A 13,628-nucleotide genomic window follows, 5' to 3' on the forward strand; every position below is an offset into this window, starting at 1 on the left:
CAACTTGACGTGCATCAAGGCCGTGGCCGGCGGCGGGGCCATCCTGTCGATAAAATGCTGAACCCTCAGCAACGGGAGATTTTGCCATGACGCGTTTGACGATGGCGGCCGCCCTCACGGTCGCGGCACTTGCGGTTCCGGCGTGGGCGCAAGCCCCGGCCGGACACGATCATTCCCACCCCGCGGACAGCGAAAAATCGGCGGCGGCCCCGGCAAGCCCGGCTCCCGCACCGAGCCCATCGGCCGGCGCCGCACCGCAGGGCGGCATGGGCATGATGGGCGGCGGTATGGGCAACATGCCGATGATGGGCATGATGAAAGACATGAAGGAGATGATGGGCAACATGTCCGCTATGCACTCGATCGGGATTATGCAAATGATGGGCATGATGGGTCGCGGCACGGACGGGATGGCGACCATCGATCGCATCGAAGGCCGCATTGCTTTTCTGCGCGCCGAACTGAAGATCACCGACGCGCAGGCTGACGCATGGAACGCATTTGCCGATGCGTTGCGCACGAATGCCAGGAAGCTCACGGAAGTTCGTGCAACGATGATGCCAAAGCCCGGCGATGGACAACCGGCTTCCGCCTTGTCAGCCCGGCTGGAGCAGCAAGAGCAGTGGCTGGCCGCGCGGCTCGACGGCACCAAAGCGATGAAATCCGCCTTCGTTAAACTAAACGAGGTCTTGTCGGACGATCAGAAGAAGACGGCCAACGACCTCCTCGCCCCGCATATGGGAATGGCAGCGATGGCGATGATGCCTGATCAGAGGTCCCCCGAACAGAAGGAACAGGGACGCATGCCTGGCATGGGCAGCATGGGTATGGGCAAAAAGTAAACGCTGACGATTCCGGATCAAGCCGCCTTGGCTGCCGTGCCGCGCGGCAGTCCGGCGCGCGCCAGTCCGCCATACAGCGCCTCGCCCGGCATCTCCGATTTCAATATCGCGCGCACCGCGATCAGTTTCTCGATATCGATACCCGTCTTGAATCCCTTGCTCTCGCACAGGAACACCAGATCCTCGAACACGACATTGCCGGTCGCACCGGGCGCGAATGGGCAGCCGCCGAGGCCGCCGAGCGATCCGTCGAGCACGCGCGCGCCGGCGTCGAGCGCCGCGGACGCATTCGCAATCCCCATGCCCCTTGTGTCGTGCAGGTGAATGCAGATCGGCTTCGAGCCTGCGATCTTCACCGCGGCCGCGGTCAATTCCCCGACCTGCTTCGGTCCGGCATAGCCGACGGTGTCGGCAATCGCGACCATGTCGACGCCGGCCTCGAACAGCTTTTCCGTCAGCCGCAGCACTTCCTTCGGATCGACTGCCCCCACGATCGAGCATCCCAGCGCCATCGAGATCGCGGAGTTCACCACCGGCTTGTGCGCGCTGGCGTCGCGCAGCTCGCAGAGCCGCCTGACATTGGCAATCGCTGACTCGCGCGAGCGGTTGGCATTGGCCTGGCTGTGCTCCTCGGTGGCCGAGACCACCGTCGCCACCTCGGCGACGCCGGAGGCCAGCGCCTCGTTGGCCCCACGCTCGTTCAGCGTCAGCGCGATGCCGTAGGCGCCGGGCAGCGAGGCCACGGTCCCGATGATGTCGCGCACGTCGGCGAATTGCGGAAAGGTCTTTGCCGGCAGGAACGAGCCGACCTCGAAGTGCCGCACGCCCGCGGCATACTCGTCGCGGATCCAGCGCTGCTTGGCTTCGGTCGACGGAAATGTCTTCACCAGCTGCAGGCCGTCGCGCAGCCCCACCTCGCGCAGAATGATTTTGCTGTCGGGATAGAGTTCCTGGACGCGGGTCATGGCAACCTCTTGTTTTTGACGGCGATCTTGTTTCCCCGGGGGCCGGCAGGCTCTTGTCGAAACCCTTGCCGAAACCCTTGGGGGTATCTACCTCTCGCGAGGGCTTTTTCACAAGAGGCAGAACCGCCATGTTGGACGCCGCCGTCAAGGCGATTTCGCAGATCCTGTCGCCGCCGATGCGCACCATCCTGTGGCGCTCGATCGGGCTGGCGCTGGTGCTGATCACGGTGCTGGCCATCGGCTTGCAGCGCGCATTGAGCTGGTTTGCGGATTACGGCGAAGTCTGGGCCGAGGCGATGCTGGGGCCGGGCTTTCACACGACGCTCAACATCCTGTCCTGGATCATCTCGATCGCGGCCGGGCTCGGTGTCGTCCTCGGGGGCATTTTCCTGATGCCGGCGGTCACCTCGCTGGTCGCGAGCGTGTTCGTCGATGACGTCGCCGAGCATGTCGAGCGCGAACATTATCCGGCGGAGCGCCCCGGCGACGCGCTGCCGCTCGGCGTCGCGATTCCGGAAGGAATCAAGACCGCGCTGCTGACGATCCTGGTCTATCTGATCGCGCTGCCCTTTGTGCTGTTCGCGGGCGCGGGCTTTTTGATCTTCTTCATCGCCACCGCCTGGCTGCTCGGCCGCGAATACTTTGAACTCGCGGCGATGCGGTTCCGCTCGCCGGCCGAAGCCAAGGCGATGCGCAAGGACAATGCGGCCACCGTGTTCACCGCGGGCCTGTTCATCGCAGCCTTCGTGTCGATCCCGATCGTCAACCTGGCGACGCCGTTGTTCGGCATGGCCTTCATGGTTCACATGCACAAACGCCTGTCCGGACCGCGGCCCGAACTGATCGAGCCGGCACGGCGGACCGGCGTTCCCACCGTCTAACTGGCTTTGGGATCCCGCCGATCGCGGGCAAACGGCACCAGCAGCACGCCCGCAATCGCCACGCAGGCGAGCATCGCCCAGGCTTCGTTGACGCAGAGCGCTAGCGACGCCTTCTCGACCATCGGCCGCACGAACGCCACGGCAGCCGCGTCGGGCGGACCCGGCGGCCGGTTGGCGAGCAGCGCCGGATCGAGGCCGATCGCCTTCGCCGCGCTGATATCTCCCGCCAGCAGGCGAACGCGAAAGTCCTCGGCATATATTGCGCTGCGGCCATACAGGATCGTGTCGATCAGCGCGATGCCGATGGCGCCGCCGAGATTCCGCATCAGGTTGAACAACCCGCTGGCGTCGGCGACTTCAAATTCGGGCAGCGCGCCCAGGGCGATGCGCGTCGGCGGCAACAGGCAAAACATGATTGCGACACCGCGGACGATTTGCGGCCAGAACATCTCGTCGAAATCGGCCGTGCGCGGCTGAATGGCGCTCAAGCCGAGCCCCAGCGCGAACAGGGCGAAACCGGCGCCGGTAAGCGCGCGCGCGCCGATCCGGCTTTCCAGGATCGCGGCGATGGGGGCGGCGATGAGCTGCGCGATCCCGGTCACCAGCATGACGGTGCCGATCTCGAAGGCATCATGACGACGCACGAAGGCGAGAAAGACCGGCATCAGATAGACCGAGCCGAACAGACCAACGCCAAGGCAAAAGCTCAAGGCGCAGCCGACCGCAAACGAACGCCGCTGCAGTGTACCAAGCCGCACCGTCGGATGCTCGGCGCCCAGGCTGCGTTGGACAAAGAAACCGAGGCCGACCGCGCTTCCCGCCAGCAAGACCATGCAAGTGGGTGACAACCAGCCATAGTGCGGCGCTTCCTTCAACCCGATCTCGAGGCCCGCCAGGGCCGCGGCCAGCAGCACGAGAGAACCGCTGTCCAGTTTCGCAAGCTCAACGAAATCCGTGTCCTGGCGCGGTAGCAGGAACGGGGTCACCGAGGTCACGATCAGCCCGGGGATAACGTTGATCAGGAACAGCCACGGCCACGACCAGGTCTCTGTGATCCAGCCGCCAACCACCGGACCAACCGTCGGCGCCAGCACCGCGACGACCCCACCGATCGTGGTGGCGACGGCGTGAAGCCTGTGCGGAAACAGCAGGAATACCGCGGTGAAGACCGCAGGGATCAGCACGCCGCCGGCAAATCCCTGCACCACGCGGAATACAAGCAGCACGGCAAAGCCGCCGCTGTAGGCGCAGCCAATCGATGCAAGGGTAAAGAGCGCCACCGCTGCGGCGACCAGCCATCGCAAGGTCAGGACGCGCGTGAACAGGCCGGTCAGGGGAATCGCGACGACCTCCGCGATCAGATAGGCGGTCTGGACCCAGCTCATCGCATCGGGGGAAATCGCAAGCGCCTGCTGGATGGCCGGCAATGACGTGGCCACCACCTGGATGTCGAGGATCGCCATGAACATGCCAAGGCACATCAGGAGGAAGCCGGCCCAGGTTCCGATAGAAGGTGTGACGACCGGGGCGCCAGACGGGGGCTCCTGCCGGTTGCTCATTGGATCGGGCGCGCAAGCCGTCCGCTGGTCGCGGAGAGCGCGTGCGTTTCGGTACGAATCCGGATTGCGAGCACCGCAGCGTTGAGCGCGGTAAAAATCAGCGCCAGCAGGGGCAGATGCAATGCGAGCGGAAGAAGCGCGATCTCTCCGGCGACGACCGCATAGTTGGGATGCGCAAGATATCTGTAGGGCCCCGACGCCACCAGCGGCTCACCTGGCAACACGATGATGCGCGTTGTCCATCGCGGCCCCAGTGTGACAAGGATCCACAGCCGCAAGCCTTGCAGCACGATGAAGCCCGCAAGTGCCGGGAGAATGAGGTCCTGATCGCGGCCCCAGATCCACAGGGCGATCAGCCACGCCGCATGAACCGACACGACCAGCGGATAGTGACCGGCGCCAACCTCGATCGCACCGCGCGCCAGGAGCCGACTTGTGTTGTAGCGGGAGAGAACGAGCTCACCCAGTCGCTGCAGCGTGACCAGCAGGAGAATGGTTGACGCCAGGCTCACGCAGCGTGCCGCAGCGCGACGCAGCTTGCGGTGAAGCCGGGGCCGAGCGCGGTCAGCAGCGACCGCGCCGGCAGGCCGTGCACAATGGCACGTTCGAGCACGAACAATACGGTCGGCGCCGACATGTTGCCATAGTCGGCAATGACCTCGCGCTCGTGATCGAGTGTCCCTTGATCCAGCGCCAGCGCGCGCTCGAGCGCGGCAATCACTTTCGTTCCGCCTGGATGACAGATGAAGCGATCGACATCTCCGGCCGAAAGCTTCATCCGGGAGAGAATTTCGGTGACCGCAGGACCGAGATGCTCGGCAACGAAATCGGGAATCGTCCGCTGAAAGATGACGCCAAATCCCTCGGCATCGACGCTCCAACCCATGATATCGAGCGTATCGGGCCACAGTTTTTCGCCCGTGGCCTCGATCCGGGTCGCGCCTCCGTCACCGGCGCGCAGAATAGTGGCCGCCGCACCGTCGCCGAACAGGCTGGCGGCGACGATATTGGCCTTGGTCAACTCATCGTGGCGCACCGCAAGCGTACAGAGTTCGAGTGCGGCCAGAAGCACGTTTGTACCGGGCCGCGCCTGCGCAAGGCGCGCCGCGATCGACAGCCCCGACACGCCGCCCCCACACCCCAAACCGAAAACGGGCACGCGCGACACGTCGCTACGCAAGCCGAGTTTGCCGGCGACGCGCGCCTCCAGCGTCGGCGTCGCGATGCCGGTCGAACATACCGTGACGACGGTATCGATGTCGCTGGCCGAGAGATCGGCACGCGCGATGGCTTTACGCGCGACATCGACAAACAGGAATTCCGCGCCTTCCAGGAAAGCCCGTGTCCGCTCCGGCCAGCCACGCCGCTCGAGATACCATTCGATCGGTTTGACCCCATAACGATGGCGGATGCCGGTATTGGCAAACAGGCTCGAAAGCGTCTCGAACTGCGGGTAACGATCAGCGAGGAGGTCGTGCGCAGCCTGGAGGATTTGCTTCTGATGGAATTGATATGGCGGAATCGAGGTCGCCAGCGAAACCAGCGCGGCCGTGTGGTTCATGTCGCTGTCCCCGCCTTCGGTACTCCAACATATGAGACCGCGCGATCATGCGAATATTTCGTCGACTGCCGTCATCGAACGGCTTTCGGCATTCACTATAATTTGAATGCAGCCCTTTGATGTCGCAATCGTGTCGCGGCAGATCGGTCGCTCACACCGTCTTTTCCGGCCATCGGCAGAGATCGTTGATCAAGCACACCTCGCAACGCGGCTTGCGGGCGAGGCAGGTGTAGCGTCCGTGCAGGATCAGCCAATGATGGGCGTGCAGCATGAACTCGGACGGGATCACTTTCTCCAGCCCAAGTTCGACCTCGAGCGGCGTGTTGCCGGGCGCCAGCCCCGTGCGGTTGCCGACGCGGAATACGTGGGTATCCACCGCCATGGTGTGCTCGCCAAAGGCCATGTTGAGCACGACATTGGCGGTCTTGCGCCCGGCGCCGGGCAGCGTCTCGATCTCGGCGCGGGTGCGCGGCACCTCGCCGCCGAATTCGGCGATCAGTTTTTCCGACAGCGCGATGACGTTCCTGGCCTTGTTGCGATAGAGCCCGATCGTCTTGATGTACTCGCGCACTTTCTCCTCGCCGAGCGCGATCATCTTCGAAGGCGTATCGGCCACCGCAAACAGCGCGCGCGTCGCCTTGTTGACACCGGCATCCGTTGCCTGCGCCGACAGCACCACGGCGACCAGCAGCGTATAGGGGTTGAGATGCTCGAGCTCGCCCTTCGGCTCCGGACTGGCTTTGCGAAACCGGCTGAACGCCTCGTGGACCTCGGCCGGTGTCCAGGGTTTTGGCTTTAGAGATTTTGGCTTGGCTGATTTCTTCGCAAGGCTGGGCAACGCCTTGGCGGCCTTCTTTGCCACTTTCTTCGGCACGAACGGAACGCGGGATTTTTTGGCGCTGACAGAGCGGGTGATTTTGGCCATGATCGGGATATACTGATACGCGATGACCGCAGGCAACGACTTTGATCCGGCGCTCGACCAGCCGACGCTGTTTTCGGCGCGGGTGACGCCGCATCGCTCGCTCAATCGAACCGGCTTTCTGGTGCTGATGACGTTCATCGGCGCGGTCAGCTTTGTCGCCGGCGTCGCATTCTGGCTGATGGGCGCCTGGCCGGTTTTGGGATTTTTCGGCTTCGACGCGCTGGTGATCTACTGGGCGTTCCGGATCAATTTTCGCAGCGCTGACGCCACCGAGGATATCGTGGTGACGCCGTCGGAATTGCGCGTGCGGCGCGTCAACCATCGCGGCCATCTGCTCGAATGGTCGTTCAATCCGCTCTGGGTGCGGCTCGAACAGACCGGCGACCCTGAATTTGGCATCGAGCGGCTTTACCTGGTCTCTCGCGGCCGCCGGGTCTCGATCGGCCACTTTCTTGGACCGGACGAAAAAGCTAGCTTTGCCAAAGCCTTATTGGCCGCACTACAGACCGCCAAGCGCGGCGTCAGCTACAATCCCATCACTTAAGGCTTTCTTTTTTGACGCGTTTTCTTCACGCGACCCGGTTCCCACTTCGCTCGAAAACGCTACGTTGGCTTGTCGGAAATCGGGTGGTTTGAAGCGCGCATGAGCCCTAAATCAGACCCCATGATGATATCAGCCATACATGACCAGCGTCTGGCCAGGCCGGGCCACCAGAACGCCGCGCTGCGCGATTACGATTCAGTTCGGCGCGCCATCGCCTTCATCTCCGAGCGCTGGCGTGCGCAGCCGACCATCGAGGCGATGGCGGATGCCGCTGCGGTGACGCCGGACGAACTGCACCATCTGTTCCGCCGCTGGGCCGGGCTCACGCCGAAGGCCTTCATGCAGGCGCTGACGCTGGATCACGCCAAGGGCCTGTTGCGCGATTCCGCCAGTGTGCTCGATGCCGCACTCGACTCTGGCCTATCGGGCCCGGGCCGGCTGCATGACCTGTTCGTCACCCATGAAGCGATGTCGCCGGGCGAATGGAAGAACGGCGGCGCCGGCATGACGCTGCGCTACGGTTTCCACGCTTGCCCCTTCGGCACCGCGATCGTGATCGCGAGCGAGCGCGGGCTGGCGGGGCTTGCCTTCGCCGATCCCGGCGAGGAGCCGACGGCGTTTGCCGACATGAAGCGGCGCTGGCCGAACGCCACCTATGTCGAGGACCACGACGGCACCATTGGCCTCGCGCAACGCATCTTCGACACGAGACTATGGCGGCCGGACCAGCCGCTCCGCGTGGTCCTGATCGGCACCGATTTCGAGGTGCGGGTGTGGGAGACGCTCTTGAAAATCCCGATGGGCCGCGCGGTCTGCTATTCCGACATCGCCAGCAAGATCAAAAACCCGAAGGCGTCACGCGCCGTCGGCGCCGCGGTCGGCCGTAACCCGGTGTCGTTCGTGGTGCCCTGCCATCGCGCGCTCGGCAAGGGCGGCGCGCTGACCGGCTATCACTGGGGCATCACACGGAAACAGGCGATGCTCGGCTGGGAAGCCGGACAGGTTGGGCTGCATTGACGTCGTAGGGTGGGTTAGCGAAGCGTAACCCACCGAACGGTTCGATAAGACGGCGGATTACGCTTCGCTAATCCGCCCTACGATTCCAGATCGCGCTCACGCCGCCAGATCAAGCTTCGTCGCCACGGTCGAATCCGCATTCAGCCGGTAGATCACCGGCACGCCGGTTGCGAGTTCGCGTTTCAAAATCTGCTCGGGCGTCAGCTTCTCCAGCACCATGATCAGCGCACGCAGCGAATTGCCGTGGGCGGCGACCAGCGTGCGCTGTCCGCGCAGTACGCAGGGCAGAATCTCCTGCACGTAATAAGGCAGCGCACGCGCCAGCGTATCCTTCAGGCTTTCGCCGCCGGGCGGCGGCACGTCGTAGGAGCGGCGCCAGACCAGCACCTGGTCCTCGCCCCATTTCTTGCGGGCGTCATCCTTGTTGAGACCGGAGAGGTCGCCGTAGTCGCGCTCGTTGAGCGCGAGGTTCTTCATCGTCGGCAGTCCGGTCTGCCCGATCTCGGCGAGCATCAGGTCGAGCGTATGCTGGGCGCGGGTCAGCACCGAGGTGAAGGCAACGTCGAACGTCAGCCCTTGTGCCTTTAATTTGCGGCCGGCCTCCTTGGCTTCGGCGATGCCCTGTTCGGTGAGATCAGGGTCCTTCCAGCCGGTGAACAGGTTTTTCAGATTCCATTCGCTCTGGCCGTGCCGCACGAGCACGAGAAGACGGTCGCTCATTGAAAGGATTTCCGTTTTTCGTTTCGGATGGGATTAGAAATCGGTCAGGCCGAGCACGTCGGCCATGGTGTAGAAGCCGGGCTTCCTGCCGTGCGCCCATAGCGCGGCTTTCACGGCGCCTTGCGCGAACATGGTCCGGTCCTCGGCGCGGTGGGTCAGTTCGATGCGCTCCATGGCGCCGGCGAAGATCACGCTGTGATCACCGGTGACGGTGCCGCCGCGCAAGCTCGCAAAGCCGATATCGCCCGGCCGGCGCGCGCCGGTATTCCCGTCGCGGCCACGGTCCGAATGGGTATGCAGATCGACGCCGCGGCCGGCGGCGGCGGCTTCACCGAGCAGGAAGGCGGTGCCCGATGGCGCGTCGATCTTGGCCCTGTGATGCATTTCGAGGATTTCGATGTCGAAGCTTTCGTCCAGCGACTGCGCGACGCGCTTGACCAGCGCGGCGAGCAGATTGATGCCGAGGCTCATATTGCCAGATTGCACCACCACCGCGCGCGACGTGACGCTCTTGATCACGGCCATGTCGGACACCGACAGCCCGGTGGTTCCGACAATGTGCACGAGGCCGCGTTGGGCGGCGATCGCGACGTTGGCGATGGTGGCGGCGGGCACGGTGAAATCCAGAATGCCGTCGGCATCGGCCGACAGCGTCCACAGGTCGGCCGAAAGTTTGACGCCATTCTCCGGCAATCCCGCGAGCACGCCGGCATCCTTGCCCAGCAGTTCCGAGCCCGGCGCTTCCAGCGCGCCGGCCAGCACCGCGCCCGGCGTATCCGAAATGACGCGCACCAGCGCGCGGCCCATCCGGCCGCCGGCCCCCGCAACGATCAATCGCATATCGGCCATGGCTTTACCTCTGAACGGGGTATAGCCGGGGCAGGCTGTTCCGGCAACCAATCAGGGCCCGCCACGCGTCCGGCCCCTCAGGGCTGCGGGCCATCATAGCCTTCGATGATGATGAGATCGGCGACCGAATGCGGCAGCCGCACCTTGATGTTTTCCTGGTATTCCGGCGAGTGGTAGCAGGCCAGCGCTGTCTCATAGTCGGGAAATTCGATCACCACATTGCGTGAGCGGCTTTGGCCTTCGATGGCCGTGAATTTGCCGGCACGCACGACGAAGCGCCCGCCGAATTTCTTGAAGATGGCCGGGTTGGCCGCGGCATAGGCCTTGTAGCCTTCGTCATTGTGCACGTCGACACGCGCGATCCAGTATCCCTTGGCCATCTCACTCTCCGTTTCTTGTTTCGCTACCTTGCCAACGCCTGTTTGATTTCCGCCTGAATGGCGTCCGCCGCCGCCTTGGGATCGGCGGCTTCCGTAACCGGCCGTCCGACCACCAGATAGTCCGCGCCGGCGGCGATGGCGCGCGCCGGCGTCATGATGCGCTTCTGGTCGCCGGTCGCCGCACCCGCCGGGCGAATGCCTGGTGTCACCAGATTCATCTGGTGACCGACGATCTTGCGCAGCGCCGCCGCCTCTTCCGGCGAGCTGACGAGGCCGTCGACGCCGAGCACCTGCGCCTGCTGCGCGCGCGCTTCCACCAGGTCGGAGACGTTGAGGCGGTAGCCCGCGGCATGCAGATCGCCGTCGTCATACGACGTCAGCACGGTGACGGCGAGAATCTTCAGGCCCGATCCGGCGCGCGCCTCGACCGCGGCCTTCATGGTCTGCGGATAGGCGTGCACGGTGAGGAAGGTCGCGCCAAGCTTTGCGACGCTCTCGACGCCGCGCGCCACCGTGTTGCCGATGTCGTGCAGCTTGAGATCGATAAAAACCTTCTTGCCGGACTTGGCCAATTGCTGCGCCAGTGGCAATCCGCCGGCATAGGCCAGTTGATAGCCAATCTTGTAGAAGCTCACGCTGTCACCGAGCCGCGCAATCAGCGCTTCCGCCTCGGCCACCCCGGGCAGATCGAGCGCGACGATCAGGCGGTCCTTCGGAGCGATTACGGCTGGCTGCATGTCACCTCACATCATGCGTTGGGAAACGTCGATCAACTGCCGCACCAGCGCTTTCAGCGCCTCGCTGTCGGCAGCATTCTTCAGCCGGTCCATCTCGTCATAGGCATCGTCGGCAAACGACAATGCGAACTGGTTCGGGATCACCTGGGCATGGCAGGCCGACAGGATCAGCCGCAGCGCGGCCAGCGCGCGGGCGCCGCCGAGCCGCCCGCCGGAGGCGGAGGCGATCGCAAACACCCGCTCGCGAAATACCTGCCCGCGGGTCTCGTGCGCGTCCTGCACCCGGCTCACCCAGTCGATGGTGTTTTTCACCAGCGCCGGCACCGAGGAATTGTACTCCGGCGTCACGATCAGCACGCCATGATGGCCCGCCATCATGCGCTTCAGATTGACCGCGTGCTTCGGCACGCCGGACTTCGCCTGCAGGTCGCCGTCATAGATCGGCAGCGGAAAATCGCCGAGCGAGATCCGGGTGATTTCGGCGCCTTGCTGCGCCAGTGCATGCGCGGCAACGGCCGCCAGCTTCGCATTGAGCGAGCCGGTGCGGAGCGATCCCGGGATCACGAGGATTTTCACTGCGGACATATGTCAGAAATCGCGTTCAGGACGAACCCGCGCGACAGCGCAGGGGAGCTCAGCCCTTGCGATACACCCAGACCCGCGCGGGCGGAAGATTCATCCAGATCCGCTCGGAGGCTTCTGTGGACACACCCGGCAGCGATTTCGGGATCGGCGGCGCGACCGAATAGGTGAACTGCACGAAGGGGGCGCCGGGCGCGAGCGCCAGGAAGGCGTCGCGGATCAGTTTCAGACGCGTCAGCATCGGTTTGGTCACCAGCGGCAGGCCGGAGACCACGGCCGAGGCCGGCGCATCCAGTACCTCGCCGAGCGAGTCGCGCAGCGCATAGGCATCGCCCTGCACCACCTTGGCCTGCGGATAGCGGTCGCGCAGCAGCGCACAGAATCCGGGATTGTACTCGACCAGCACCAGCCGCTTCTGGTCGACGCCATGTTCGATCAGCGCATTGGTGATTGCCCCGGTCCCCGGTCCGAGCTCGATCACCGGTCCTTTGGAATCGACGTCGACATATTGCGCCATGGTCCGGGCGAGCAACTTGCTCGACGGCATCACCGCACCCATGTGCAGCGGCTTTTCGATCCATGAACGAAGGAAGCGAACCTCATCGTCCAGACGGAGAGGTTTCTTCAACGCACGCACGGACGATTGCAAAGGCATGTCGCTACCAGGCGGGACCGCTAACAAAGCGGGGGATGTCAGAAAACAGTCATAAACACGTATAGGTCGACGGGTTTGTGGTCAAGCCAAACGGTAACGCGCTAGGTCCGCCAAAGCGCCGACGATCTGGCGATAAGACGCTGTGCAAGCTGAATGAATCATGACTGCGAGGGCGAGAACTGCGCTTCGCGCAGCTCGCGTTCGCGCGGGTCAGGAGCCCGCGCGGTTGCCGAAGAAGTCCTTGACCTTGGTGAAGAAGCCCGCCGCTTCCGGCTGGGTGGCGCCGGACGACAATTTTTCGAACTCGGCCAGCAGTTCCTGCTGTTTCTTGGTCAGATTTTGCGGCGTTTCGACCATAACCTGGACATACATGTCGCCGGTCTGGCGCGAGCGGAGCACCGGCATGCCTTTTGATGCAATGCGGAAACGGCGGCCGGACTGCGTCCCGGCCGGTACTTTCACCTTGGTCTTGCCCTTGTCGATGGTCGGGACCTCGAATTCGCCGCCGAGCGCGGCGGCGACCATCGAAATCGGAACCCGGCAATGCAGATCGGCGCCATCGCGCTGGAAGAATTCGTGGGTGGCCAGCGACAGGAAAATATAGAGATCGCCGGGCGGCCCGCCGCGGACGCCGGCCTCGCCTTCGCCGGCCAGGCGGATGCGGGTGCCGTCCTCGACGCCCTGCGGGATGTTGACCGACAGCGTCCGGTCGCGCGTCACCCGTCCCGAGCCCGAGCAGTTCGGGCAGGCGTCCTCGATCATCTGGCCGCGGCCCTGACAGCCGGGGCAGGTCCGCTCCAGCGTGAAGAAGCCCTGGGCTTGCCGCACGCGGCCAGCGCCGCCGCAGTGCGAGCAGGTCTTCGGCTTGGTGCCGGCCTTGGCGCCGGTGCCCGAACAGGGTTCGCAGGTGACCGAGACCGGAATCTCGATCTGCGCAGTCTTGCCCTGAAAGGCTTCCTCCAGCGTGATTTCCATGTTGTAGCGCAGGTCGGCGCCACGCTCGCGTCCACCGCTGCGCCGCTGCCCGGCCATGCCGAACAGGTCTTCGAAAATATCGGAGAATGACGAGGCGAAGCCGGCGCCGAAGCCGGGACCGCCGCCGCCCATGCCCTGCTCGAACGCGGCATGGCCGTAGCGGTCATAGGCGGCGCGCTTCTCGCCGTCTTTCAGGACCTCGTAGGCTTCGTTGATTTCCTTGAAGCGGACTTCGCTGGTGGCATCGCCCGGATTCTTGTCCGGATGCCATTTCATCGCGAGCTTGCGGAACGCCGCCTTGAGCTTGGACTCGTCCGCGTTCCGTTCGACTTCCAGGGTTTCGTAATAGCAGCGCTTGGTGGACATCAGTCAAACCCGCCCGAAATTCATCTTCATGCCGCAGGCACGCTCAATAGAAAGATGCAGCCTTCGGCTT

The 13,628-nt window shown here is 64.1% G+C and carries 16 protein-coding genes; 4 read left to right on the forward strand and 12 right to left on the reverse strand.

The window, feature by feature from the left end; all coding sequences use genetic code 11:
- Positions 1–86 precede the first annotated feature (86 nt).
- Positions 87–842, forward strand: coding sequence for a Spy/CpxP family protein refolding chaperone (locus JQ624_RS02295; RefSeq protein WP_212417195.1), 756 nt, complete (start codon positions 87–89; stop codon positions 840–842).
- A gap of 17 nt (positions 843–859) precedes the next feature.
- On the opposite strand, the gene JQ624_RS02300 is transcribed toward JQ624_RS02295, so the two are convergent.
- Positions 860–1,807, reverse strand: a complete 948-nt coding sequence (locus tag JQ624_RS02300) for a hydroxymethylglutaryl-CoA lyase (protein ID WP_212417196.1) — start codon at positions 1,805–1,807, stop codon at positions 860–862.
- Positions 1,808–1,935: 128 nt separating this feature from the next.
- On the opposite strand from JQ624_RS02300, the gene JQ624_RS02305 reads away from it, so the two are divergent.
- Positions 1,936–2,688: a sulfate transporter family protein gene (locus JQ624_RS02305; RefSeq protein ID WP_212417197.1), complete on the forward strand. Its 753-nt coding sequence runs from the start codon at positions 1,936–1,938 to the stop codon at positions 2,686–2,688.
- On the opposite strand, the gene JQ624_RS02310 is transcribed toward JQ624_RS02305, so the two are convergent.
- From JQ624_RS02310 to nth, 4 genes are all read right to left on the reverse strand, one after another.
- Complete coding sequence (locus JQ624_RS02310; protein ID WP_212417198.1) at positions 2,685–4,247, reverse strand: DHA2 family efflux MFS transporter permease subunit; 1,563 nt, start codon at positions 4,245–4,247, stop codon at positions 2,685–2,687. The genes JQ624_RS02305 and JQ624_RS02310 overlap by 4 nt on opposite strands.
- The gene (locus JQ624_RS02315) at positions 4,244–4,759 is read right to left on the reverse strand and encodes an isoprenylcysteine carboxyl methyltransferase family protein (protein WP_212417199.1); all 516 of its coding nucleotides are present in this window, start codon (positions 4,757–4,759) and stop codon (positions 4,244–4,246) included. The genes JQ624_RS02310 and JQ624_RS02315 overlap by 4 nt, the downstream gene beginning before the upstream one ends.
- The gene (locus JQ624_RS02320) at positions 4,756–5,808 is read right to left on the reverse strand and encodes a type III polyketide synthase (protein WP_212417200.1); all 1,053 of its coding nucleotides are present in this window, start codon (positions 5,806–5,808) and stop codon (positions 4,756–4,758) included. Before JQ624_RS02320 ends, JQ624_RS02315 begins: the two co-directional genes overlap by 4 nt.
- A 151-nt stretch (positions 5,809–5,959) precedes the next feature.
- Positions 5,960–6,733 carry an endonuclease III gene (gene nth / locus JQ624_RS02325; RefSeq protein ID WP_212417452.1) on the reverse strand — a complete coding sequence of 258 codons (774 nt, stop codon included), beginning with the start codon at positions 6,731–6,733 and terminating at the stop codon, positions 5,960–5,962.
- Positions 6,734–6,755: 22 nt separating this feature from the next.
- Between nth and JQ624_RS02330 the strand changes: the two genes are divergently transcribed.
- Together JQ624_RS02330 and JQ624_RS02335 are read left to right on the forward strand one after the other, a co-directional pair.
- Positions 6,756–7,277, forward strand: a complete 522-nt coding sequence (locus JQ624_RS02330) for a DUF2244 domain-containing protein (protein WP_212417201.1) — start codon at positions 6,756–6,758, stop codon at positions 7,275–7,277.
- Between the two features lie 120 nt (positions 7,278–7,397).
- Positions 7,398–8,294 carry a bifunctional helix-turn-helix domain-containing protein/methylated-DNA--[protein]-cysteine S-methyltransferase gene (locus tag JQ624_RS02335; RefSeq protein ID WP_212417453.1) on the forward strand — a complete coding sequence of 299 codons (897 nt, stop codon included), beginning with the start codon at positions 7,398–7,400 and terminating at the stop codon, positions 8,292–8,294.
- A 96-nt stretch (positions 8,295–8,390) separates the two neighbouring features.
- Here JQ624_RS02335 and JQ624_RS02340 read toward each other — a convergent pair whose 3' ends face one another.
- From JQ624_RS02340 to dnaJ, 7 genes are all read right to left on the reverse strand, one after another.
- Positions 8,391–9,014, reverse strand: a complete 624-nt coding sequence (locus JQ624_RS02340) for a 2,3-bisphosphoglycerate-dependent phosphoglycerate mutase (protein ID WP_212417202.1) — start codon at positions 9,012–9,014, stop codon at positions 8,391–8,393.
- Positions 9,015–9,047: 33 nt separating this feature from the next.
- A complete protein-coding gene (dapB, locus tag JQ624_RS02345; RefSeq protein WP_212417203.1) occupies positions 9,048–9,863 on the reverse strand; it encodes a 4-hydroxy-tetrahydrodipicolinate reductase in 816 nt (271 codons plus the stop codon).
- A gap of 77 nt (positions 9,864–9,940) precedes the next feature.
- A complete protein-coding gene (locus tag JQ624_RS02350) occupies positions 9,941–10,243 on the reverse strand; it encodes a DUF1330 domain-containing protein (RefSeq protein WP_212417204.1) in 303 nt (100 codons plus the stop codon).
- 23 nt (positions 10,244–10,266) lie between these two features.
- The gene (gene pyrF / locus JQ624_RS02355) at positions 10,267–10,980 is read right to left on the reverse strand and encodes an orotidine-5'-phosphate decarboxylase (protein ID WP_212417205.1); all 714 of its coding nucleotides are present in this window, start codon (positions 10,978–10,980) and stop codon (positions 10,267–10,269) included.
- Positions 10,981–10,986: 6 nt separating this feature from the next.
- Entirely contained in the window at positions 10,987–11,565 is a 579-nt protein-coding gene (locus tag JQ624_RS02360) for an NADPH-dependent FMN reductase (RefSeq protein WP_212417206.1), read from the reverse strand.
- A 49-nt stretch (positions 11,566–11,614) separates the two neighbouring features.
- Entirely contained in the window at positions 11,615–12,217 is a 603-nt protein-coding gene (locus JQ624_RS02365) for a class I SAM-dependent methyltransferase (protein WP_212417207.1), read from the reverse strand.
- A 210-nt stretch (positions 12,218–12,427) separates the two neighbouring features.
- On the reverse strand, positions 12,428–13,558 hold the full coding sequence (gene dnaJ / locus JQ624_RS02370; protein WP_212417208.1) for a molecular chaperone DnaJ: 1,131 nt from the start codon (positions 13,556–13,558) through the stop codon (positions 12,428–12,430).
- Positions 13,559–13,628: the final 70 nt, after the last annotated feature.

It is taken from the genome of Bradyrhizobium sp. AUGA SZCCT0283, from assembly GCF_018130385.1.
In the GTDB taxonomy this organism is placed as follows: Bacteria; Pseudomonadota; Alphaproteobacteria; order Rhizobiales; family Xanthobacteraceae; genus Bradyrhizobium.